The following is a 22,766-nucleotide window of genomic DNA, read 5'->3' as shown; positions in this document are numbered from 1 at the left end:
GTGCTTTTTGTTGCACGGGACCCATGGGTGCAACCGGCACCCGGCTTTCCCTGCGCCCTCTGATATCGAGGAGGGTGAAACGAGACGCAAAGCTCGGGCAATGCATGCCGCGAGAACGCGGACTCACATCCTTTCCGCTGTTTGACAATTGAATCATAACTCGCGGCAAGCCGTAGGGTGGGCAAAGCGAAGCGTGCCCACCATTACGAGTGGAGTGCTTGACGGTGGGCACGGCGCGATAGACGCGCCTTTGCCCACCCTACGCAGTCCCGCAACTGCTTGTTCGCCACGCTGGGGCCGTGATCTCTTCACTATGATCGTCGGTAATCACGGGACGATCGAAGGCGATCAGCATGGATCAGTTGCGGCGAAAACTCATCCGCACGCTCCTCGGCACCGCATCGGGCACGTTGCTGTTGCGCAGGTCGCGGGCGAACGCAACGGAAAAGATGACGCTGCAGGAAGCCGGCTATCAGGATACGCCGAGCGGCATCTATAGCTGCGGCATGTGCACATTCTTCGAAGCACCGAAATCCTGCAAGGTTGTCGCCGGCGACATCAGCCGCGACGGCTGGTGCAAGGTCTTTGCTGCGGTGGATTGATCCCTCACAGCTCCCGCGCATTCGAAAACGCGAACGACGACACCCGCCGCGTGTTCTCGTCCAGGATCAGCGTGCGCGTGATCGGCGGCTCGGCGCGCTGGGCGCAGTTCTCGCGTTCGCAGAGGCGGCAGTTGACGCCGATCGGCGTGCCCTCGGCCTTCTCGAGGTCCATGCCGGCGGCGTAGATGAGGCGCGAGGCGTGGCGGATTTCGCAGCCCAGGCTGATCGCAAAGCGCGGCTGTGGCAGCGGGTGCGGTGCGATCGGTCGGCGCACCATCTGCGCGATCGAGAAATAGCGCGTGCCGTCGGGCAGCTCGATCACCTGCTTGAGCAGGCGGTCCGGCGTATCGAAGGTCGAATGCACGTTCCACAGCGGGCAGGTGCCGCCAAATTTCGAGAATGGGAACGTCCCGGAGGAGAATCGCTTGGACACGTTGCCGGCATTGTCGACCCGCAGCATGAAGAACGGCACGCCGCGCGCGTTCGGCCGCTGCAGCGTGGTCAGGCGATGACAGATCTGCTCGAAGCCGGCGTTGAAGCGCTGCGCCAGCACATGCACGTCGTAGCTCAGCGCCTCGGCGGCGGCGAGGAAGGGCTGGTAGGGCATCATCACGGCGGCGGCGAAATAGTTCGCGAGCGTGATGCGGTAGAGCCGGCGCGCCGAATCGTCGAGCGGACCGCCGCGGCCGGTGATGGAATCGATGCTTCCGCCGCATTCGGCGAGCCCGATCTGCAACGCGAGCTGGAAGGCGCGGCTCGGTGTATCGACCAGCTCGGAGATCAGGAGCTGCCGGCGATGGCGGTCGAAGCGCCGCAGCGTCTCCCGCATCACGTCAACCGGCATGATCCGGGTCACGATCGAATGCTTTTCGCGGAGCCGCGCGGAGAGCGCCGCGAACAGCTCGTCGGCGGCCACGTTCAGCTCGTCGCGCAAATTTTCCGCCGCGGTCTCGAGCTCGGGGAAGTAGTTGCGGTTGGCCTCGATCAGGTCGCGCACGCGCTCGATCGGATTGGCCTCGAAGCGGGCGCCTTCGTTGCGGTCGGCCATCTGGGCAGCGACCAGGGTCTCGCCGCGGCGCGCCTCGGTATAGGCGGCGTAGAGCCGTTGCAGTGCGTGCGTTACGCCGGGGCAGAGCTCGGCGAGGTCGCGCAGTTCCTGCTTGGGAACGTCGATCTGGCGGAACAAGGGATCGGAGAAGATCTCGTTGAGCTCTGCAAAGAAGCGATCCTCGTCGGCGGTCGCGAGGTCGCGCAGGTCGAGGTCGTAGGTCTCGGCCAGGCGGAGCAGGATCTGGGCCGTCACCGGGCGCTGGTTGCGCTCGATCAGGTTGATGTAGCTCGGGGAAATGCCGAGCCCCTCGGCGATCTGGGTCTGCGACAGCCCCAATTGCTGCCGGATCCGGCGGAATCGGGGGCCGACAAACAGCTTTTTTCCGGACTCGGCAGGCATGGCAGCATTCCTGACCTATTATTTACAAAATTTACAAAATGACATTTCACACAAGAACAGATGTTACATGACATCACCATTCGAATGCAAGGCATCTGTACTAACTCCGGCGCGTCGCGTTTAGCTCCTGACACGCATTTCGCAATGCACTGTCACGAATGTCGATGGCGAAGACAAACGCTGCAGACTTGTCGTCACCGAAAAGGAGCACGCCATGAACTACCAGCCACGTGGGATCAGCGACCGGTCGATCCAGGGACCGGCTTCCTATCTGAGCGAGATTGAAGCCGCCGAAGCACTCCTCAAGACCAAGGACACGTGGAACGGTGTGACCGCCGAAGCCGTGGCGCGCATGCGGTTGCAGAACCGCTTCAAGACCGGCCTGGACATCGCGCGTTACACCGCGGCGCTGATGCGGGCCGACATGGCCGCCTATGACGGCGATCCCACCAAGTACACCCAGTCGCTCGGCTGCTGGCACGGCTTCATCGCCCAGCAGAAGCTGATTTCGGTCAAGAAGCATTTCGGCACGACCGATCGCCGTTACCTGTACCTGTCCGGCTGGATGATCGCCGCGCTCCGCTCCGAGTTTGGACCGCTGCCGGACCAGTCGATGCACGAAAAGACCTCGGTGCCGGCCCTGATCGAGGAGCTCTACACCTTCCTGCGTCAAGCGGACTCGCGCGAGCTGAACGATATCTTCCGCGCGCTCGACGCCGCCCGCAAGGAAGGCGACAAGGCGAAGGAAAAGGCGCTGATCGAGAAGATCGACAACTTCCAGACCCACGTCGTGCCCGTCATCGCTGACATCGATGCCGGCTTCGGCAACGCGGAAGCGACCTATCTGCTCGCCAAGAAGATGATCGAAGCGGGCGCCTGCGCCCTGCAGATCGAAAACCAGGTCTCGGACGAGAAGCAGTGCGGCCACCAGGACGGCAAGGTCACCGTGCCGCATGAGGTCTTCCTCGCGAAGATCCGTGCCTGCCGTCACGCGTTCCTTGAGTTAGGTGTCGAAGATGGCGTCGTCGTGACCCGCACCGACTCGCTCGGCGCCGGCCTCACGCAACAGATCGCCGTGAGCCACAAGCCCGGCGACATCGGCGACCAGTACAACAGCTTCCTGGATTGCGAGGAAGTGACGGCCGCCAACGCTCGGAACGGCGATGTCATCATCAACCAGAACGGCAAGATGATGCGTCCGAAGCGGCTGCCCAGCAATCTCTATCAGTTCCGCCCCGGCACCGGCGAAGACCGCTGCGTGCTGGACTGCATTACCTCGTTGCAGAACGGCGCCGACTTGCTGTGGATCGAGACCGAGAAGCCGCATATCGAGCAGATCGCCAAGATGGTCGATCGGATCCGCAAGGTGGTTCCGAACGCGAAGCTGGCCTACAACAACTCGCCGTCCTTCAACTGGACACTCAACTTCCGTTGGCAGGTCTACGACGCGATGAAGGAAGCCGGCAAGGACGTCAGCAAGTACAACCGCGCCGAGCTGATGAAGGCGGAATACGACAGCACGCCGCTGGCAATCGAAGCCGACGAGCGCATCCGCACCTTCCAGGCCGATTCAGCCAAGCGCGCCGGCATCTTCCATCATCTGATCACGTTGCCGACCTATCACACGGCAGCTCTGTCGACTGACAATCTCGCGAGGGAGTATTTCGGCGAGCAGGGCATGCTGGGCTATGTGAAGAATGTTCAGCGCCAGGAGATCCGCCAGGGTATCGCCTGCGTCAAGCATCAGAACATGGCCGGCTCCGATATCGGCGACGATCACAAGGAATATTTCGCCGGTGAAGCCGCGCTGAAGGCGGGCGGCGCCCACAACACGATGAACCAGTTCGGCTAACGGTGGAATCGATCAGGAGACTATCATGACCAAAGGCAGCAATTTCTGGGTGATCGGCGGTGAGTTCGGTTCGATGAACTTCCACAAGCTCGTCGAAGGCTCGGCCCAGGTCAAAGGTCCGTTCAAGACCCGCAAGGAGGCGGAGGACTGCTGGCGCGAAGTGTCGGAAGAGAACCGCCACAAGGCCGGCGTACGCTTCTCCATCGTGGAAGAGCCCTCCCGCGTCCCGGCCTGACAGGCTGCCGACGGTCAGCGTTGAAGAAGACGTCCAAGGACGGACGGCCCCATCCGGATTTCCGGGTGGGGCTGTCTGATTTCGGGACAGCCCCTTGACGCCCCCTTGGGGATAAGTCGCCCGATAACCCCTTGGGAACCAACGGCCTTTGCGGACGTAACGGTTACTGATAGGTTAACACGCGTAGAACCCGTCAGGACGAGGCCGCAAGGGATGTCGGACGCCCAGAATACCGGCAATGCCGCGAGCGAGATGCGGCCGACGCTGCGCGAAGCTTTGCGCAAGGCCCGGATCGAGGCTGCGGATCGCACTGGCGTCGTCGTCGAGTTGCGCGATGCCGAGGTCGCGCGGCTGGAGATCCTGAACGAGGCGCTCGATCCCTTGTTCGCGCAGGTGCCGGAAAAGGTCGACCTGTTCGACCGCGGCATCAGCCAGGGCGAGACGCCGCGGCTGTGGATCGATGTCGTCGCCCATATCGTGATGGGGCGCGACAAGCGGATCTACCGCTTCGTGCAGGACACCCGTTTCGGCCGCATCGTGCTCGCCGAATCGCACGACGTTCCGGTCATCGTGGATGCCGTCACCGACTATGTCGCCCGCCGCATGATCGAGCGTGAGCATGCGATGGTGGCGAGCCCGAAGGCGGCGGAGCCCGTGCCCGCTGAGAAGCCGCGGCGCCGCCGTGGCAGATTCGGGATGTTCCTGCTCGGCTTCATCCTCGGCGCGCTCGCGCTGTTCGCGCTGGCGCTGTTTGCGAGCCTGGACAATCTCTAGCGGCCTCACGCCAGCCGCGTGTCGCTCAAACGCCCGACGCGCAAATCGTCGCCGATCCCGCGCACCACTTGCTCGCAGCGCCAGGCATTGCCGTCGCGCTCGATCGAAAACAGATTATACGCCGCCGCCGGATAATGATGGCGGGGCAGCGCCGAAGCCGAGGGCACGCCGATCGCCGGGATCTTGCCGCTCGGCCCGTCGAACCACATCGTGGAATGGACGTGGTCATGGCCGTGCAGGATCAATTCCACGCCGTATCGCTTGATGAGATCGAGCAGCTTGTGCGAGTCGGTGAGCCGCTTGACGCGCGCATCCGAATGCAGGGGATGGTGGACCAGCAGCACGCGGAAGGCGCCCTCGGTCGACAACTCCGCCAGCATCCGCTCGAGGCTTGCGAGCTGCGCGTGGCCGAGCCATCCGGTCGCCATCAAGGGCGGCGTCGGCACTGCGGAGGATGTGCCGATCAGGGCCACCGGACCGCGCCGGCGCAGGAACGGAAACAATGCGGAGCCATCTGCACCATCGCCGCGCAGATAGTCGGCGAAGGTTGCGGCGAAGCGATGCCGCGTCGAGCGCACATAGGCGTCGTGATTGCCGGGAACGACGGTCACGCGATCCGGCGGGCCGACGCTCTCGAGCCAGGCACGCGCCGGCTTGAACTCCGTCTCCAGCGCCAGGTTGACGAGATCGCCGGTAATCGCAATGTGATCCGGGTATTGCCCCTGCAGATCCGCCACCAGCGCGTCCAGCACCTCGCGGCGATGGTATTTGTGACGGTTGCGGGTCCAGTTCAGATAGCCGAAGGCGCGCTTGCCCGCGAGGTCGCGCAGCCGCGCCACCGGCAACGGCGGCAGATGCGGATCGGACAGATGCGCCAACCGAAACGCCGCCATCATTCCGTCCCTGTTGGCCTGTCCGTGATATACAGCCGCGGCATGGTCATTCCCTGATGGTCCGCATTCTATTGGCAAGCGGGCGCCTTCCGCGCAAGGATCAAACGTCGTTGTCGTTCCAGTCGAGGTTTTCGTGACGATCCTGATGGATTTGCGCAAGCGCTACGAGCCGCAGCTCAGGCGGGTGTTCCATCTCTATTTTCGGTTGGCCCGCGGCATGACGCTCGGCGTGCGCGCGGTCGTGCTCAATGACGAGAACAAGGTGTTCCTGGTCAAGCACAGCTATGTCAGCGGCTGGTACCTGCCCGGCGGGGGCGTCGAGGTCGGCGAGACGCTGATGGAAGCGCTGCGGCGCGAGCTCGAGGAGGAGGGGCGCATCGAGCTTGTGGGCACCCCGGTGCTGCACGGTGTCTTCCTCAACAGCCATGTCTCCCGCCGCGACCATGTCGCGGTCTATGTCATCAGGCAGTACCGCCAGGACCGCCTGCCGGAGCCGAACCATGAGATCGTGGACACCGGTTTCTTCGATCCGGCGGCATTGCCCGCCGACACCACGCCCGGCACCCGCCTGCGGATAGCCGAAGTGCTCGGCGGCGGGGCGCCGATCGCCACATGGCGCTAGCGACGGCTTGTGCTAGAAGACGCGTCCTAAAGATCGAACGCCGCGACAGGGGCTGGATGAAACAATTGAAAACCGCCTTCGGCGTCGTGTTGCTGCTGATCCTGATCAGCAACATCTGGACAATCTCGAAATGGAACGAAAGCCGCGGCGTCTATGATGACATCTGCTACCTCCGCCAGGCGCATCTGTTCCAGCGCTTCGGCATAAGCGGCCTGGACACGAACATCGCCAGGGATGACGACCGCTACATGCTGCGCAAGCTCCAGGAGATCAATTTCCCGGATCCCGGCGATCCCGCGCTTTTGCCGTGCCATACCTTCACGGCGGCGTTGAACAAGGTCGTGCTGCAATATCCGCCGGGCACCGGCTTCGTGCTCGCGCTGTTTCCATCGGGCTTTCAGGTGATCCCGCTCTATGCCGCCGCGTCGATCGCGATTTTCGGGCTTGCGCTGCTTGCCCTGGCCCGCGCTGTCACGCGTTCCGCTGTCGTGCTCGCCGGCGTGTTCGGCATCGTGGCGCTCTATTTGATGATCAATCCGACCAAGGCAAGCTATTCCGTGGCGCCGACCATGGTCGTCTGCGCGCTGACCGGCTTCCTGACCGCGCGGCTGTTCGCTAGTGCGGGCACCCGTCGTATCCTGCTTGCCGCGGCAGTTGGCTTGTTGATCGGCCTTTCCGTCAATTTCCGCCTGCCGAACCTGCTTCTCGCGGCAGGTTATGCGGTGTTCTTCCTCGTCGCCTTCCTGCGTGCACGGAACATGAATACCTTCTGGCAGGGTCTCTCGTTCGGCATCGCGTTCCTGATTGGCATGGCGCCAACACTGATCGCGAACGCGATCAATGCGGGAAGCCCGTTCTCGACCACCTATGGCGGTGTCGACGCGGTGCCGCCGGAATTGAATGCGTCGATCCTGCTGCAATATGTGCGGGATGCACAATTCCCGCTGCTGCTGATTGCGATCGCCTGGGTGGTGGCGCTATGGCGGTCCGGGGGGCGCGTGGCGACACGACAGATTGTCGCCGTGGTCGCGCTCAACCTCGTCATCAACCTGATCTTCTTCATGAGCCATCCCGTCTTCACGCCCTATTACGTGATCCCGATCGTCATGCTGTCATTGTGGACGCTGTTGTTCGCGACCCTGGATCATTCGGCGCCGAAGCTCGCGGATGATTTTGGCGCGCCGCAAAAAGCGAGTGCCTGATGGGGGGCGAGGATGTCACGGCTCGGTCAGCGACGGTGGCAATGATGGCTTCCGCATTGCGCGTCGCGGTGCTGGTGCCGTGCTTCAACGAGGAAGCGGCGATCGGCACTGTGGTTGCCGATTTTCGCAAGGCGCTGCCGCAGGCACAGATCTTCGTCTATGACAACAACTCGCGCGACCGTACCGCCGAGATCGCGCGTGCCGCCGGTGCAGAGGTCCGCAGCGAGCGGCGCCAGGGCAAGGGACATGTGGTGCGGCGGATGTTCGCCGACGTCGACGCGGACATCTATGTCCTGGTCGACGGCGACGCGACCTACGACGCGCCGAGTGCCCCGCGCATGATCGAAGCCCTGGTGAACGATAATCTCGACATGGTGGTCGGCGTTCGGATCGATCAATCCGCCGCTGCCTATAGAAGGGGCCACCGCACCGGCAACCGGATGCTGACCGGCTTCCTCTCCGCCGTGTTCGGCCACGCTTTTCGCGACATCCTGTCCGGTTATCGCGTGTTCTCGCGCCGCTTCGTCAAGTCCTTTCCAGTGCTGTCGGACGGTTTCGAGATCGAGACCGAACTCAGCGTCCACGCGCTGGAATTGGCGTTGCCGGTCGGCGAGATCGAGTCGCCCTACTATGCCCGGCCGGAGGGATCGGTCAGCAAGCTGAACACCTGGCGCGACGGGTTTCGGATTCTCGGAACCATCCTGAAGCTCTATCGCTCGGAGAGGCCCCTGCGGTTTTTCACCGGCATCGGGATGGTTCTCGCGCTGATCTCGATCGTGCTGGCGATCCCGATCGTCATCACTTTCATCGAGGAGGGGATCGTACCGCGGCTGCCGACGGCGGTGCTGTCGACGGGCCTCATGATCGTGGCGATGCTGTCGGTCTCGTCAGGGCTGGTGCTCGACACGGTGACGCGCGGCCGCCGCGAAATGAAGCTGCTCGCCTACCTGTCCCAGCCGGCCATTAACAAGAAATGACGCGGGCGATGGACCGCGCCCGATCCAGGTGCTATCCCGCGCCTCACCATGAGTGATTTGTCGCTGACCATCCTGCCGGAAGCGCCGAACGACGCCCAGGCGATCGAGCGCCTGCACGAACGTACGTTCGGGCCCGGCCGCTTCGTGCTTAGCGCCTATCGGCTGCGCGAGCATGTCGACCATCTGCTCGATCTGTCCTTCACCGCGCGCATCGGCACCCTCCTGGTCGGTTCGGTCAGGCAATTGCCCGTCATGATCGGTGACACACCGGCTTTGATGCTGGGCCCGCTGACGGTGGAGCCGCCGTTCCGCGACCGCGGCGTCGGCCGCGCGTTGCTCGACCGCGCGCTCGCCGATGCCAAGGCCAAAGGGCACCGCCTCGTGATTCTGGTCGGCGACGAGCCTTATTACAGCCGCGTCGGCTTCAAGGTGATCCCGAAGGGCAGGGCGACCATGCCCGGTCCGGTCGACTACAACCGCCTGCTGGTGGCCGAACTTGTGGAAGGCGCTTTCACCGACGTCTCCGGACCGATCGGCCCCGATTGGAGCAAGGCGCGGTAGGTTAGAGCGTTTTCGAGCGAAGTGGGCACCGGTTCGCATAGCAATCAAGTTTACGCAGATTGCGTAGACTTATCTGCGTAGAAAACGCGTCAAAACAAGAATCTAGAGCTTCGGTGCTGATTCAATCAGAATCGAAAATGCTCTAGGTACGTTCCTCCCTCTCCCACCAGCCGTGGAAGAGGGAGGGGGCCGGCTCAGAACTTCAGGTTCGCAAAGGCCCTGACGCCGATGCCGGGCAGCAGCACCTGGTCCTTGGTGTAGGAGACGGAGTTACGGATGTTCTCGTTGAGCAGGTTGTTGCCGACGAGACCGACCGTCATCTCGCGTGCGCCGAACCAGGACGGATCGAGCGTGGTCTTGTAGCTGACCTCCGCCTTCAGCAGGTTGTAGCCCGCCGTCGGCGTCTCCGCGATCGGAGCGACGTCGTTCTGTGCAAACGCGTGCAGCAGGTTGACGCGCATGAACCAGTTGTCGTCGCGCCAATAGACGCCGCCGCCGAGGCGCATCGGCGGAATGCGAGGCACGTTGGTGCCGTCGCTGAAGGTGGCGCGGACGATGTCGAACTGGTTCTCGATGCCCCAGATGCCGCCATAGAGCGGCCCGATATCGAGCTGGCTCTGGAACTCGCCGCCGCGGAAGGTGGCGTTGCGCTGGGAATAGACCGCCTGGTTCAATTCTCCGTCGGGCGCGCCGCAGGAATTGAAGTCCTCGTCACACATCACGCCGGTGAGCCGGCGAAAGATGAAATTGTCGAAATGGGTGTAGTAGGCGGTCGCCTCGAAGCGGAACGATCCGGTCGCCTTGCGCAGACCGATCTCGACCGACTTTGCCGTTTCAATCGTCAGGTTGGGATCGCCGATATCGAAGGTGGCGGTAGCGTCATGCGGGCCGCGTGAGAACAGTTCGGCAGGTTTCGGCGCGCGCTCGACATACTGCGCGGTGATGCTGCCGACGAGATCGTAGGGCAGGTTCTGGATCAACCCGATGCTGCCGCTCTTCGGCGTAAAGGACGGATTGCGGGCGATGTTGAACTGCGGATTGCCGTCCGGCAGGAAGTCGGGTGGAAAATTCGGCGTCGAGCCGTGCAACTCGACATGCTCGACACGGCCGGCGATCTGCGCCTTGGTCGTCTCGGAGAATTTGAACTCGTTGAAGACGTAGCCGGCGATACGGTTGTTGTTGTTCGGATTCCACAGGCCGTTGAACAGCGAGCCGGGGTCGTCCGGGCTCGGAGCGGTCAATTCCTGGTGGCCGCCCTGCAGGCCGAATGCGGTGGTCACGTCGGCAAAGCGCGCATTGAACGGCATCAACTGCACCTCGACGCGGGCTTCCTGCTCCTTGTTGGTGAAGGTCTGGCGTACGCCGTCGCTGAAGGGATTGGCTGGATCGGCGAGCCCAAGCTCGTTGTGCCTGTAGTCGGTCGCGCCGGCCCAGAGACGGATTGCATCGATGGCCGCCGCATCCGGCCGGTATTCGCCCTTCATGGTGATCTTGGTCTGATGTGCGTCGATCCGGGTCTGATGGTCGGCGCCGTCGATGCCGGGGATGCTATAAAGTGAATCGTTTTGGGTGATTGCAGCGCCGATAAAGCCGCCATTGAAGATATACGAGCCGCCGATCGAGGCACCATCCGCCTGCATCGCCGAATTCGGCTGCCGTCCGTTGACCGGTCTGGTTTGGTCGAACAGGTAGGGATAACTGGGGATGTTATAGTCGCCGGCCTTGCGACCAAAGGCGTCGGCGTGAAACGCGAAATTGCCTGCCCCGGTATCGATCAGGATGCCGCCGTCGACGCCACGGTCGACGGAGCTCACTGCCGTTCGCGTTTCGACGTTCACGCAAGGTGACGAAGGCGCGCCAGCCAGCGGCGCTTTCGCCGGTAGGCCGTAGGTTTGGAACGGCGGGGCCGCGCATGAGGGAAGGGCGTCCGGAATGCGGTTGTTGGTCGCGCTCACGATGCCACCGATCGAAGTCGAACCGTAACGCATCGCCGCCGGACCACGAATGACCTCGACCTGGTTGGTGGCAAGCGGATCAACCGGCACGTAATGATCCTCACCGAGATCCGAGGCGCCGCCGGCGTTATTGCCGTTCTCGATGATTCCAACGCGATTGACGTCGAGGCCTCGGATGACCGGCCTGCTCGAAGCGCCTGGTGCAAAGGTTGAGCCGGTGATGCCCGGTTTGGAAAACAGGAGGTCACCGAGCTGGGCGGTGCCCTCACGGCGGATTTCCTCGTTCGGCACCACGGTGACCGTTGCGAACTGATCGGTCACGACCTGCAGCACCCCTTGCTGTGGCGCTGGCGGCGCGGCCGGCGCGGGCTGCGGCTGTTGGGCCACGCGCTCGCGATTGCGGCCGGGTGTGGTGCGCGCGGCGCGAACGGGGGCGCGCGCCGGAGCAACGGCCCGGTGGCGCCGCACGATCGGACTTGGTGCCGTCACGTTGATCTCAGGCAGTTGCGTTGCCGGCGCCGATGCAGGTGCGTCTTGAGCGATCGCGCCGCTGCCGAACGCGCATAGTGCTAGCCAGCTTGCTCCACCGACGTGGAATGCTCGTTTTCTCTTGAATCCCATTTTTCCTGATCCTGATGCCGTCGGCCAAGCCGACGCACCGATTGCGATGGCCTTCGCATCCCGCTTGCGCGGCGGGCGTGCGAAGGCAGTTCGGTCAATCGATCAGGAGAGGGGTGGCGCGCGCGACTGGAACGCCCGATGGGTAGTGCCGAGATGGGCGAAGTCGGCTTCGGTGGTGAGTTGGAGAAGTTCGATCGCCTGCGGCAGCAACAGCACCGGTGGCGTGGCGAACAGCATGCCGTGCGCCATGGCAATGACGGCGCAGATGGCGCAGCCGTCGGTCGGCTGCTGGTGGTTATCCTGGTGCGGAGATTGCTGCTGGGGCGCGGACAGGCTCGCCGCATCCGTGACCACGAGGTCCGCGGCGCGAAGGAAGTCGGTCTGCGATGTCGCGGTCTGGAGAGCGGGAGCGGCCTGCGCCGGATGGAAATGGCCGAACGACAGCACAAACTGAACGGCGAGCGCGAATAGCGCCAGTCGCGCGCCAAGTTTGACGTGTCTTCGAATCCACTTCACGAGTTTACGCCCACCCCCGGGGGACGGTTACCCCAACCGTCCCGATGTTATATTATAACATCGGAAGGAGATGGCGGTGTCAACCGCGGCTCAGGCGAGCGCCGCGCGATCGGTTGAGGCTGTGTGATTGTTGCAACGGCGGTGAGGTGACAGACCCTCATGGTGAGGAGCGCGTCTTCGCGCGTCTCGAACCATGAGGCCCATCCCTCGAGACTCCGCTTCGCTTCACCCGGGCTACGGGACTACGGATCGGGCGATCTCATCGTCCCTCGCGCAGCCACGTCGCGGCGAAGGCACCGAGCAGCAGCAACAGGCCGATCAGGCCTGCGAACATCGGCAGCACGCCGACGCCCTTGACGACGCTGGCGTCGCGCATCCTGACGCCCATCCAGCCCTCGCCGCGGAACACGCTCGACGCACGCACCGGCACGATGCGGGGCATATCGAGGCTGGTGCCGTCGACCACGCGGCGGGCGTCGCCGCCGGTCGCCTGCGCCAGCGGCTTCAGCATCTCGGTCGTGGACGTCACTTCCGAGAATTCCTTTGGGTTGGTCGGGCCGACATTGACCAATGCCTTCAGCGTGCCGTCGGTTGCCTGCCACAGGCCGAGCTCGTTGGCGGGCAGCGTCGCCTTCCATTCGCCAGGCTCACCCTGAGTCAGGGTCAATTCGTGCGTGGCGCCGCTCGGCGAGGTCACGGTGACCGGCGGAACGCTGTCGCCCATGGTCTGGCGCACCACGGAGAGATCGTGGCCCTGGATCTGCAGCCGCAGCGCCTCCTCGTCCAGATCAGGCTGCTTCATCAGCCAGTGCGACATCCGCCGCAGCAGGTCGAGATGCGGACCGCCGCCCTCATAGCCGCGCGCCCACAGCCAGATGTGGTCGGAGAGCAGCAGCGCCACACGACCCTCGCCGAAGCGCGACAGCAGCAGCAACGGCTTGCCATCGGCGCCGGTCATCACGGGTTGGCCGATCGCGTTGCGGGTGTCGACGGTGCGGAAGAAGCGGCTCCAATGCGGTGGCTCGCTGCTGGAACCTTCCAGCCCGCGCGTCACCGGATGGCGCTTTCCGGCGTCGGAAAGATGCGCATAGAACGGTTTCTCGGTGACGCCGACGGGTTCGGCCGGGAGCACCGAGTCGAGCGGCGTACGCCAGATGCTGGTCGTGGACGCATAGTCCGGACCGGCGGAGACCAGCACCGCGCCACCGGCACGGACATAGCGCGCGATATTGTCGAAATAGGCGATCGGCAGCACGCCCTGGCGGGCGTAGCGGTCGAAAATGATGAGCTGGAATTCGTTGATCTTCTGCTGGAACAGTTCGCGGGTCGGAAACGCGATCAGCGACAATTCATTGATCGGCGTGCCGTCCTGCTTCTCCGGCGGACGCAGGATGGTGAAATGCACGAGGTCGACGCTGGCGTCGGACTTGAGCAGGTTGCGCCAGGTGCGCTCGCCGGAATGCGGCTCGCCGGAGACGAGCAGCACGCGCAGCTTGTCGCGCACGCCGTCGATGGCGACCACCGCGCGGTTGTTGACCAGCGTCAGTTCATTGTCGAGCGGAGATGCCTCGATCTCGACGATATTGGGTCCGGCATGCTTGATATCGATGTCGACATTGGCGGTCTGGCCGCTTTGCAGCGTGCGCTCGTTGATTACCTCGCCGTCGCGACGCACGGTGATCCTGGCGCTCTGGCCGGTCACGCCCTGGTCGTCGAGCCGGTAGGTGATGGTCTGGGTCTGGCCGACGATGCCAAAGCGCGGCGCGGCCGAAATCGCGATGCGTCGGTCGCGCTCGTCCTTGCGTCCGGTGATCAGCGCGTGCACCGGCGCCTGGAAACCGAGGGCGGCGGCATTGGCCGGGATGTCATGCACGCGGCCGTCGGTGATCAGGAAGGCGCCGGCGACACGGTCGACCGGAACGTCCGACAAGGCGGAAGACAATGCGCCGAACAGCTTGGTGCCGTCGGTCTCGCCGTCGGCCTGGCCGGCGTCGACGACGCGCACTTCCAGGCCCTTGATCTTCTTCAGGCTGTCGACCAGCGCCTCCTGGGCCTTCGCGGTCTCCTGGTTGCGCGTGCCGAAATTCTGGCTCGGGCTCTTGTCGATCACGACGGCGGCGACCGAGGACAGGGGCTCACGGTCCTCGCGGGTGAAGGAGGGGTTGGCAAGCGCGAGCAGAACCAGCGCCAGCGCCGCGACGCGTATCCATGCGCCGCGCGTGCGTGACAGCAGGAGTAGCGCCGCTATGACGACGATCGCCGCAAGCCCGATCCACAGCACGAGCGAGGGAACGAGGGGTGTAAATGCGATGCCGTAGTTCATAGCGAGAACCGATCCGCATCGTCATGCCCGGGCATAGCAGGCTGCCTTGCGCAGACAGCGTACACTTGTCTGCGCTCCCGGGCATCCACATTCTTCCTGCAGCGTGGCAAGGCGTGGATGGCCGGGACAAGCCCGGCCATGACGGCGTGTGCGTGGTGAGTGTTCCGGCTTATCATGCGCATCACTGTCCCAGCCGCTCGATCAGGGCCGGCGCGTGCACCTGGTCGGCCTTGTAGTTGCCGGTCAGCGTGTACATCACGATGTTGACACCGGCGCGGAAGGCGAATTCGCGCTGGCGCGGCTCGCCGGGGGTGAGCGGCAGCATCGCCTGGCCGTCGGGCCGGATCGCCCAGGCGCCGGCAAGATCGTTGGAAGTGATGATGATCGGCGAGACGCCGTCGCCGCCGCGCGCGGGCCGCTGCGCGGCTTCGTCATCGTCCTCGCGCGGCAATGTCTCGACCCAAGTCTGGCCCGAAGTGAAGCGGCCGGGGAAGTCGCGCAGCAGGTAGAACGTCTTGGTCAGCACGTGCTCGCGCGGCACCGGCTCGAGTTCGGGCACGTCGAGCGAGGACAGGATTTCGCGTAGCGCCTGCATGCCCGGCGTCTGCGAGCCGCTGTTATCGCCGGGCGGCGCCTCGACGGCGTCGCGGGTGTCGAACAGCACGGTGCCGCCCTGCTTCATATAGGCGTCGATCTTGTTGATCGCGTCCTGCGGTGGCTTTGGCGCGCCGGGGACGATCGGCCAGTAGATCAGCGGGAAGAAGGCGAGTTCGTCGCGCGCGGGATCGACGCCGACGGGATCGCCGGCCTCCAGCGCGGTACGTTGCGCCAGGAACAGTGTCAGCCCGGACATGCCGGCTTTCACGATGGAGTCGACGTCAGCATTGCCCGTGACGACATAAGCGAGCCGTGTCTGCGAAACCGCCTTCATGGCGAAGTCGTCGCTGTTCTCGGCGCGCGTGGTGGACGGCGCCATCGATGCCAGCAGGAAGGCGAGCGCCAGCGCCGCAGGTGCCGCGCGCCGCCGCCACAGCGCGGCAAGGCCGGCGCCGAGCATGGCGACCACGATCGCATCGAGCAGGAACAGACCGAGCGCCGACGACAGCAGGATGCCGCGGAGATCACGTGGCTCGGCATTGGTGTAGCTCGCCCGCCGCGCACGCAGGGCAGACGTATCGAGCGGGGCGATGCGGTCGGCGGTCGCCAGCGTGTTGACGGCGATCGGGGCGTCGGCCGGACCGTAGAGGCCGGGCGGGTGATCCAGCGTCGCACGGTCGCGGTAGTCGGCCGGCATCGGCTTGGCGGTCGACGGCGGCGGGCCGAACGCGCCAAAGCCATCCAGCGTGCGGAGTGGCGCAACGGTCTCGGCCTTGGCTTCGCCGGCGACCCCAGCACCAGGCTTCGACGTGTAGCCGGACATGTCGACCAGCCGGCGCAGCATCTCGACGAACGTGCCGGACATCGGCAGGTCCGACCAGCGCGAATCCGCGCCGACATGGAACAGGCTCACCACGCCCTTGCCGCGATGCTCGCCGGTGACGAGCGGCGTGCCGTCTTCCAGCGACGTCCAGCTCTTGGTGGCGAGCACGGCATCCGGCTCGGCCAGCACCTGCCGGCTCACGGTGATATCCTTTGGCACCGCGAGACCGGCGAACGGGCCGTCGGCGGTGAACGAGGCCAGATGCTGCGGCTTCTCCCAGGTCAGGCTGCCGCCGAGGACGCGGCCGCCGCGGCGCAGCTTCACCGGCACCAGATCGTCATCGGCTTGCGCCAGCCGCGGGCCGGCGAAACGCACCAGCACGCCGCCCTGGTCGATCCAGGCGTTGAGCCGCTCGCGGATTTCCGGCGACAGCGTGCCAACATCAGCCATCACGATCATCGGCAATCGCTGGTCAAGGAATTGCGCGATCGCCTGCTGCGGCGCGCCGCGGTCGCCGAGACGCACATCGGCGAATGGCGACAATGCGCGGGAAAGGTAGAAGGTCGAGGCGAGCAGCGGCTGCGCGGTGTCGTTGGTCGCGCCGGAGACGACGCCGACCGCACGGCGCCGCCACCTCTTGTCGAGGAGCTGCACCGCGCCGGCGGAGCGCTCGCCGGCGATCTCCAACCGCGCGATATCGTTGCGCAGTTCGACCGGGAGATCGAACGATGCCTCGGTCTCGCGATCCTGCGGAGCGAAGCTGTAGCGCGCCTCGCCGATCGGCGAGCCCTTGGCATCCAGCGCCCGCACCGTGCCGGAGGTGATGCCGGTCTCGGTGCGCAGGACTTTTACCGTCATCTTGGCCGCGGCATTCTCGGCGGCGACGAGGGCCTGCGCGGACGGCGCGCCGCCCTCGTAGATCGTCAGCGTGCGGTTCTCGACCAGCTTGCCGAGGCCTTCGGTGAATTCCGCGCCGCGCCCGGTGTCGACACCGTCGGACAGCCAGGCGATCTCGGCATCGCCGGTGGCTTTCAGGAACCGATCGATGGCGGGCAGCGTGTCGACGCGGTCGATCGAATAGGGCTTTGGCGCGAACTGCCGCAGCGCGACGCGCGCGGTACCGGCCGGCATCAGCGTGATGTCACGCGCGGACTCCGATAGCGGCACCAGTGCCACGCCGCGGCGGTCGTTCTCCGCATTGGCGATCAGTTCGTCGGCGGCCCTGATCCGCGCGTCCCAGCTCGAGGCCGAGCTCCAGCCGTCGTCGAGCAGGATCACGAGCGGCGCCTTGGAGGACGCAAGGCCGGTCTGCGGATTCCAGATCGGCCCGGCCGCGGCGAAGATGACGAGCGCGGCGGCGAGGAGGCGCAGCAGCGTCAGCCACCATGGCGTCCGCAATGGCGTCTCTTCCCTGGGCTGGATATCGAACAGCAATCTGGTCGGCGGAAACTCGATGCGCCTCGGCCGTGGCGGCATCACGCGGAGCAGCCACCACAGCGCCGGCAGGCTCAGAAGGCCCAGCAGCAGCATCGGTTCGGCAAACGACAGCGGCAAGCCTGCGATCATGCGCCGAGCCCCACTTTGACGGTGGACCGTACGCTGGCCTTGCTGACCGTCATGCCGTTGTGCAGGAACAATAGCAGCTCCGCTGCGGAGCGGCTCGTGGTGTGGGTCGAGAACAACCAGTCGAGCCGGTTGGTCTCGGCGCGGATCTCGTCACGATGCAGCGCGACGCGCGCGACATAGTCGCTGGCCCAGCTCTCGGCGCGGCCCGCGGTGATCGCAGTGCCCGCTTCCGGTTCGACGAATTCGACGCGGCCGGAATAGGGGAAGGTTTCCTCGGCGGGATCGACGACCTGGATCACCGTGCCGTGCGCGCCGGAGGCCGACAGCCCGGCGAGCGTGGTTCGGATTTCCGAAATTGGCGACCAGAAGTCCGACAGCACCACGATCTCGGAAAGCGCCGACGGCACGAAGGACGGCGGCAGGCTGGCGCGGGTCGCATCGTCATGCAGTATCGCCTGCGCCATCTTGTCGATGACGGTGCGGCTCGCGGTCGGGTTCATCAAGCCGGGAATGCCGACGCGTTCGCCGCCGGCGACCAGCAATTCGGCCAGCGCAAAGGCGACGATCAGGCCGCGCTCGAGCTTTGAATCGCGCGCCTGCTTGGACGCGAACGCCATCGACGGCGAGCGGTCGGGCCAGATCCAGACGGTGTGCGCCGCCTCCCATTCCTGCTCGCGGACGTAGAGATGGTCGTCACGCGCCGAGCGCCGCCAGTCGACGTTCTGCGACGGCTCGCCGGAGACGAAGCGGCGATATTGCCAGAAGCTTTCGCCGGCGCCGGCGCGGCGGCGGCCGTGCAAGCCATGGATGACGTTGTTGGCGATGCGGCGGGCCTCGAGCACCAGGCGCGGCAGCGACGCGGCGAGCGATCGGCTTTCGCCATCGGCACGTCGGACCGCAACGATCTCCTCGTTCAGGTGCTTGTTCTCTGCGGCCATCAAGCGATCCGCGTCTTCAATTGCTTGATCACGTCAGGAATGGTGCGGCCTTCGGCGCGCGCAGTGAAGGTCAGCGCCATGCGGTGCTTGAGCACGGGTTCGGCGAGATCGAGCACGTCGTCGATCGAGGGCGCGAGCCGCCCGTCGAGTAGGGCGCGGGCGCGGACGGCGAGCATCAAGGCCTGGCTGGCGCGCGGGCCCGGTCCCCAGGCGATCAGCTTCTCGCCTTCCGGATTGGGCCGCGCGGCGCGCACCAGCGATAGGATGGCGTCGACGACGGAGTCGCCGACCGGCAGCCTTCGCACCAGCCGCTGCGCGCTGAGCAGCAGTTCCGCGTTCATCGCAGCCTTCGCCAGCGTCTCTTCCGCGCCGGTGGTCTCGAACAGGATGCGACGTTCGGCCTCACGGTCGGGATAGTCGACGTCGATCTCCATCAGGAAGCGGTCGAGCTGCGCTTCCGGCAGCGGATAGGTGCCTTCCTGTTCCAGCGGATTCTGCGTCGCCAGCACATGGAATGGCTTGGGAAGGTCATGACGTGCACCCGCAACCGTGATGTGCTGCTCCTGCATGGCTTGCAGCAGTGCCGATTGGGTGCGCGGGCTGGCGCGGTTGATCTCGTCCGCCATCAGAAGCTGCGCGAATACCGGACCTGCGATAAAGCGGAACGAGCGCTTGCCGGTGCTGCTCTCATCCAGCACCTCGGCGCCGAGGATGTCCGACGGCATCAGGTCCGGGGTGAACTGGATGCGCTTGGTGTCGAGGCCGAGCGTGATGCCGAGCGTCTCCACGAGCTTGGTCTTGGCAAGGCCGGGAACCCCGATCAGCAGCGCATGTCCGCCGGAGAGGATCGTCACCAGTGTATTCTCGATCACCCGGTCCTGGCCGAAAATAACCGTGGAAATCGCCTCTTTCGCCGTACGGATCTGGCCGGCAACCTGCTCGGCCGAGCGGACGATCACGTCTTCCAGTTTTTCGACACTGTCTGCACCAGCCATTCCGTGCTCCTTATCGACGGCGCAACCTCGCGTCGTCACGCCATTGGCCCCATGCTAAGCATACGCGAAGGCCATGTATTCGTTGAATTAAACTATCCCCACCTTAACGGGTTTTCAGGGTATGAACGCCATCACGATGTGGCGAGAACACCATCCCCGCGCACATCTGAAGGATGTACGTAAGCGACGTGCACCAATCGTGCCAGATTGAAGCTCTCAACCTTAAGGCAAACCATGGCGAACGAAGGGCAAACAAGCCGTCAGGGCCTCGAAGGATTGACCGCCGCGGCCACTAATGCCGCGAAAATAAATCCTGCCGGCGGCAAGGGCCTTCCACCCGTGCATTTATGGAATCCGCCGTTCTGTGGCGATCTCGATATACGAATCGGCAGCGACGGCACATGGTACTATATGGGAACACCGATCGGCCGGCCGGCGCTGGTGCGGCTATTCTCCACCATCCTGAAACGCGAAGACGGCAAGCATTTCCTGGTGACGCCGGTGGAGAAGGTCGGCATCCGCGTCGACGATGCGCCATTCCTCGCGGTCGAGATGCAAAAGGATGGGGACGGACGCGGACGTCTGCTCAGGTTCCGCACCAATGTCGACGACTGGGTCGATTGCGACGCCGCGCACGCCCTCCGTTTCGAGCCGGGCAATGACGGCGGGCTCACGCCCTATCTGCACGTCCGCGCCGATCTTTGGGCCAAGGTCACCCGTCCGCTCTACTACGATTTGGTTGACATGGGGGAAGAGCGGATGGTCGATGGTCGTCCGATGTTCGGAATCGAGTCCGGCGGCGCATTCTTCGCGATGGCGGATGCGAAAGAGGTGAGGGACGCGCTTTGAACGAGCCGATGCTGAAGACGGAGCCGGCGGCGATCAGCTCGGCGGAATTTTTCGCGCGCAGCCACGCGCGGCTGAATTTCGACGTCCCGCCCGGCCTGGTCGATCCCAACATCATTCCGAGGACCGGCGACTCCGGCAATGACCGCATGCTCGAGATCATCGCGCACGAACAGCCGGTGCGGCCGGCCGCGGTGCTGATCCCGGTGGTCGACCGCGATGAGCCGACGGTGCTGCTGACGCAGCGCTCGGAGCATTTGAGCAGCCATGCCGGCCAGATCTCATTCCCCGGCGGCAAGATCGACGCGACGGATGCCTCTCCGCTCGACGCCGCGCTGCGCGAGGCCGACGAGGAAGTCGGGCTCGCGCGCGACTTCATCGAGCCGATCGGCTATCTCGATCTTTACGGCACCGCGTTTGGTTTTCGCATCCTGCCGACGGTGGCGCGCGTGAAGCCCGGCTTCAAGCTCAGGATCAACGAGGGCGAAGTCGTCGACGCATTCGAAGTGCCGCTTTCGTTCCTGATGAACCCCGCGAACCATCAGCGCCACAGCAAGGAATTTCGCGGCATCGAGCGCTCCTATTATGCGATGCCCTTTGCCGAGCGTTACATCTGGGGCGCGACCGCCGGGATCCTGCGCGTATTGTACGAACGGATCTACCTGCCATGATCCGTCCGGTATTGACCGAGATCGGAATTTTCCTGATCCCTTTCGCGGTCTATGCCTTGTTCCTCATTGCAACGCGCTCCGGCGTCTTCGCGAAATCTTCCTGGCCCATGCCTTTGATTGCGAAGCTGGTGCTGGGAGCGCTGCTTCTGGTCGTGGTCAGTTTCGTGCTGCTCGCGCATTTCTCCGGCGCGCCGCCGAATTCGACCTATATCCCCGCTCATATCGAGAATGGCAAGCTCGTGCCCGGAGTTGAGAAATGACGCACGCACGTGCGCTGGAGCAGGCGCCTTGGCTGAGATCGGGATCCACGGCACGCGTGCTCGCGCTGCTCAACGCCAACGGCGAGGAAGCGCGCGTGGTCGGCGGCGCGGTGCGTAACGCGCTGCTGCACCGGCCGATCGGCGACATCGATCTCGCGACCACGGCGGTCCCTGAGGAGGTGATGCGCCGCGCCAAGGCGGCAGGAATCAAGAGCGTGCCGACCGGCATCGAGCATGGCACGGTGACGCTGGTCGTCGACAAGCATCCGATCGAGGTCACGACGCTGCGCGAGGATACCGAAACCTATGGCCGTAAGGCCAAGGTCGCATTCGGCCGCGACTGGGCGCGCGATGCCGAGCGGCGCGACTTCACCATCAACGGCCTTTCGGTCGATGCCAAAGGCGTGGTGCACGATCATGTCGGCGGGCTCGACGATATCGCCGCTCGCCGCGTGCGCTTCATCGGCGATCCCAGTCAGCGCATCGCCGAGGATTACTTGCGCATCCTGCGCTTCTTCCGCATGCATGCGGCTTACGGCGTCGGCGATCCCGATCGCGCCGGCTATATCGCCTGCATCGCCGGCCGTGCCGGCCTGGCGCAGCTTTCGGCGGAGCGCGTGCGCATGGAAATGCTCAAGCTCGTGGTGGCTGACGGAGCGGTGGCCGCGGTCACCGCGATGGCCGAGGGCGGCCTGCTGCAGATGATTCTGGGCGGCGTCGGCTATACCGCGCCGTTCGCAGGCATGATCGCGGCCGAGCGCGAGCTCGGGCTCGAGGCGAGCGCGGTGCGCCGGCTCGGTGCGCTCGCACTCGCCATCACCGAGGACGCAAAGCGCGTTGCGGTCAAGCTGCGGCTCACCAATGCAGAGGCGAAGGCGCTGGAAGCGATGGCGGATCGCTGGTGGCAACTCGCTGGTATCGACGAGGCGGCGGCGCGCCGCTGGCTCTATCGTCTCGGCGAGGCGGCCTATCTCGACCGGATGATGCTGGCCTGGGCGCGGATGAGCGATGGCCACGACATCGCTCATTGGCGCGAACTGGCGCGCCTGCCGCAGCGTTGGCAGGCGCCGAAATTTCCGCTGAAAGCGGCCGATTTCATCGCGCGCGGAATTGCCGAGGGACCGGCGCTCGGCCATGTGCTGGCCCAGGCCGAACAGGCGTGGCTCGCTGCGGAGTTTCCGCTCGACCAGGCGGCGCTCTCGGCGATCGCCGATGAGATGGTCGCCCGCTTCGCCCACGACCACCGATTGTGAACTCCTCGCCAGCCTGTCCGGTAGCCCGGGTGAAGCGCAGCGTAACCCGGGGTGCTGGTCGACATGGAGCGGAGTTGTCCCGGGTTGCGCTGCGCTCCACCCGGGCTACGAGGTTGCTCATTGTCACTGAGCGCCAGGCGCCACCCGGCTTTGTGAACTAGGTCAGCGTTTTCTTGGTTCGAATCATATCACGCGGCGTCGGCGAGTTTGTAGGACCACGTGTGGATGACCAGA

General features: G+C 64.7%; 20 protein-coding genes. 12 read left to right on the top strand and 8 right to left on the bottom strand.

The window, feature by feature from the left end; translation table 11 throughout:
- The first annotated feature begins 353 nt into the window (after positions 1-353).
- Positions 354-602: a hypothetical protein gene (locus AAFX91_RS23240; RefSeq protein ID WP_394568037.1), complete on the top strand. Its 249-nt coding sequence runs from the start codon at positions 354-356 to the stop codon at positions 600-602.
- Between the two features lie 4 nt (positions 603-606).
- On the opposite strand, the gene AAFX91_RS23235 is transcribed toward AAFX91_RS23240, so the two are convergent.
- Positions 607-2,052 carry a short-chain fatty acyl-CoA regulator family protein gene (locus tag AAFX91_RS23235; protein ID WP_394568036.1) on the bottom strand — a complete coding sequence of 482 codons (1,446 nt, stop codon included), beginning with the start codon at positions 2,050-2,052 and terminating at the stop codon, positions 607-609.
- A gap of 214 nt (positions 2,053-2,266) precedes the next feature.
- Between AAFX91_RS23235 and AAFX91_RS23230 the strand changes: the two genes are divergently transcribed.
- From AAFX91_RS23230 to AAFX91_RS23220, 3 genes are all read left to right on the top strand, one after another.
- Positions 2,267-3,904 (top strand): isocitrate lyase, encoded by a 1,638-nt coding sequence (locus AAFX91_RS23230; RefSeq protein WP_394568035.1) that lies wholly within the window; start codon positions 2,267-2,269, stop codon positions 3,902-3,904.
- Positions 3,905-3,929: 25 nt separating this feature from the next.
- Positions 3,930-4,139 (top strand): hypothetical protein, encoded by a 210-nt coding sequence (locus AAFX91_RS23225; protein ID WP_027581316.1) that lies wholly within the window; start codon positions 3,930-3,932, stop codon positions 4,137-4,139.
- 213 nt (positions 4,140-4,352) lie between these two features.
- Positions 4,353-4,913 (top strand): hypothetical protein, encoded by a 561-nt coding sequence (locus AAFX91_RS23220; protein ID WP_394568034.1) that lies wholly within the window; start codon positions 4,353-4,355, stop codon positions 4,911-4,913.
- Between the two features lie 5 nt (positions 4,914-4,918).
- On the opposite strand, the gene AAFX91_RS23215 is transcribed toward AAFX91_RS23220, so the two are convergent.
- Entirely contained in the window at positions 4,919-5,806 is an 888-nt protein-coding gene (locus AAFX91_RS23215; RefSeq protein ID WP_394568032.1) for a metallophosphoesterase family protein, read from the bottom strand.
- 145 nt (positions 5,807-5,951) lie between these two features.
- Here AAFX91_RS23215 and AAFX91_RS23210 point away from each other — a divergent pair, with 145 nt between their 5' ends.
- From AAFX91_RS23210 to AAFX91_RS23195, 4 genes are read left to right on the top strand one after another with little or no spacing between them, the layout of a single operon-like run.
- Positions 5,952-6,428 carry an NUDIX domain-containing protein gene (locus tag AAFX91_RS23210; RefSeq protein ID WP_394568039.1) on the top strand — a complete coding sequence of 159 codons (477 nt, stop codon included), beginning with the start codon at positions 5,952-5,954 and terminating at the stop codon, positions 6,426-6,428.
- A gap of 56 nt (positions 6,429-6,484) precedes the next feature.
- The gene (locus AAFX91_RS23205) at positions 6,485-7,630 is read left to right on the top strand and encodes a hypothetical protein (protein WP_394568031.1); all 1,146 of its coding nucleotides are present in this window, start codon (positions 6,485-6,487) and stop codon (positions 7,628-7,630) included.
- A gap of 44 nt (positions 7,631-7,674) precedes the next feature.
- A complete protein-coding gene (locus AAFX91_RS23200) occupies positions 7,675-8,607 on the top strand; it encodes a glycosyltransferase family 2 protein (protein WP_394568030.1) in 933 nt (310 codons plus the stop codon).
- Between the two features lie 48 nt (positions 8,608-8,655).
- Positions 8,656-9,168, top strand: a complete 513-nt coding sequence (locus AAFX91_RS23195; protein WP_394568028.1) for a GNAT family N-acetyltransferase — start codon at positions 8,656-8,658, stop codon at positions 9,166-9,168.
- 194 nt (positions 9,169-9,362) lie between these two features.
- On the opposite strand, the gene AAFX91_RS23190 is transcribed toward AAFX91_RS23195, so the two are convergent.
- The 6 genes from AAFX91_RS23190 to AAFX91_RS23165 all read right to left on the bottom strand — a co-directional run bounded on the left by AAFX91_RS23190 (position 9,363) and on the right by AAFX91_RS23165 (position 19,502).
- Positions 9,363-11,744, bottom strand: coding sequence for a TonB-dependent receptor (locus tag AAFX91_RS23190; RefSeq protein ID WP_394568027.1), 2,382 nt, complete (start codon positions 11,742-11,744; stop codon positions 9,363-9,365).
- Between the two features lie 102 nt (positions 11,745-11,846).
- Positions 11,847-12,260: a DUF2946 family protein gene (locus tag AAFX91_RS23185; RefSeq protein ID WP_394568026.1), complete on the bottom strand. Its 414-nt coding sequence runs from the start codon at positions 12,258-12,260 to the stop codon at positions 11,847-11,849.
- 259 nt (positions 12,261-12,519) lie between these two features.
- Positions 12,520-14,583, bottom strand: a complete 2,064-nt coding sequence (locus AAFX91_RS23180; RefSeq protein ID WP_394568025.1) for a hypothetical protein — start codon at positions 14,581-14,583, stop codon at positions 12,520-12,522.
- Positions 14,584-14,764: 181 nt separating this feature from the next.
- Positions 14,765-17,569 (bottom strand): DUF4159 domain-containing protein, encoded by a 2,805-nt coding sequence (locus AAFX91_RS23175; RefSeq protein ID WP_394568024.1) that lies wholly within the window; start codon positions 17,567-17,569, stop codon positions 14,765-14,767.
- The gene (locus AAFX91_RS23170; RefSeq protein ID WP_282531622.1) at positions 17,566-18,507 is read right to left on the bottom strand and encodes a DUF58 domain-containing protein; all 942 of its coding nucleotides are present in this window, start codon (positions 18,505-18,507) and stop codon (positions 17,566-17,568) included. Before AAFX91_RS23170 ends, AAFX91_RS23175 begins: the two co-directional genes overlap by 4 nt.
- On the bottom strand, positions 18,507-19,502 hold the full coding sequence (locus AAFX91_RS23165) for a MoxR family ATPase (RefSeq protein WP_130582713.1): 996 nt from the start codon (positions 19,500-19,502) through the stop codon (positions 18,507-18,509). The genes AAFX91_RS23170 and AAFX91_RS23165 overlap by 1 nt, the downstream gene beginning before the upstream one ends.
- 234 nt (positions 19,503-19,736) lie before the next feature.
- Here AAFX91_RS23165 and AAFX91_RS23160 point away from each other — a divergent pair, with 234 nt between their 5' ends.
- The 4 genes from AAFX91_RS23160 to AAFX91_RS23145 are packed head-to-tail and all read left to right on the top strand — an operon-like array spanning position 19,737 to position 22,532.
- Positions 19,737-20,351: a DUF1285 domain-containing protein gene (locus tag AAFX91_RS23160; protein WP_394568023.1), complete on the top strand. Its 615-nt coding sequence runs from the start codon at positions 19,737-19,739 to the stop codon at positions 20,349-20,351.
- Between the two features lie 8 nt (positions 20,352-20,359).
- Complete coding sequence (locus AAFX91_RS23155) at positions 20,360-21,019, top strand: CoA pyrophosphatase (protein WP_394568022.1); 660 nt, start codon at positions 20,360-20,362, stop codon at positions 21,017-21,019.
- Complete coding sequence (locus AAFX91_RS23150) at positions 21,016-21,279, top strand: DUF6111 family protein (protein ID WP_130582716.1); 264 nt, start codon at positions 21,016-21,018, stop codon at positions 21,277-21,279. The genes AAFX91_RS23155 and AAFX91_RS23150 overlap by 4 nt, the downstream gene beginning before the upstream one ends.
- The gene (locus AAFX91_RS23145; protein WP_130582717.1) at positions 21,276-22,532 is read left to right on the top strand and encodes a CCA tRNA nucleotidyltransferase; all 1,257 of its coding nucleotides are present in this window, start codon (positions 21,276-21,278) and stop codon (positions 22,530-22,532) included. Before AAFX91_RS23150 ends, AAFX91_RS23145 begins: the two co-directional genes overlap by 4 nt.
- The last annotated feature ends 234 nt before the right edge of the window (positions 22,533-22,766 follow it).

The organism is Bradyrhizobium sp. 31Argb (assembly GCF_043638955.1).
Taxonomy (GTDB): Bacteria; Pseudomonadota; Alphaproteobacteria; order Rhizobiales; family Xanthobacteraceae; genus Bradyrhizobium.
The sequence above is the reverse complement of the archived record's forward strand: the minus strand, read 5'-3'. Positions and strand labels throughout refer to the sequence as shown.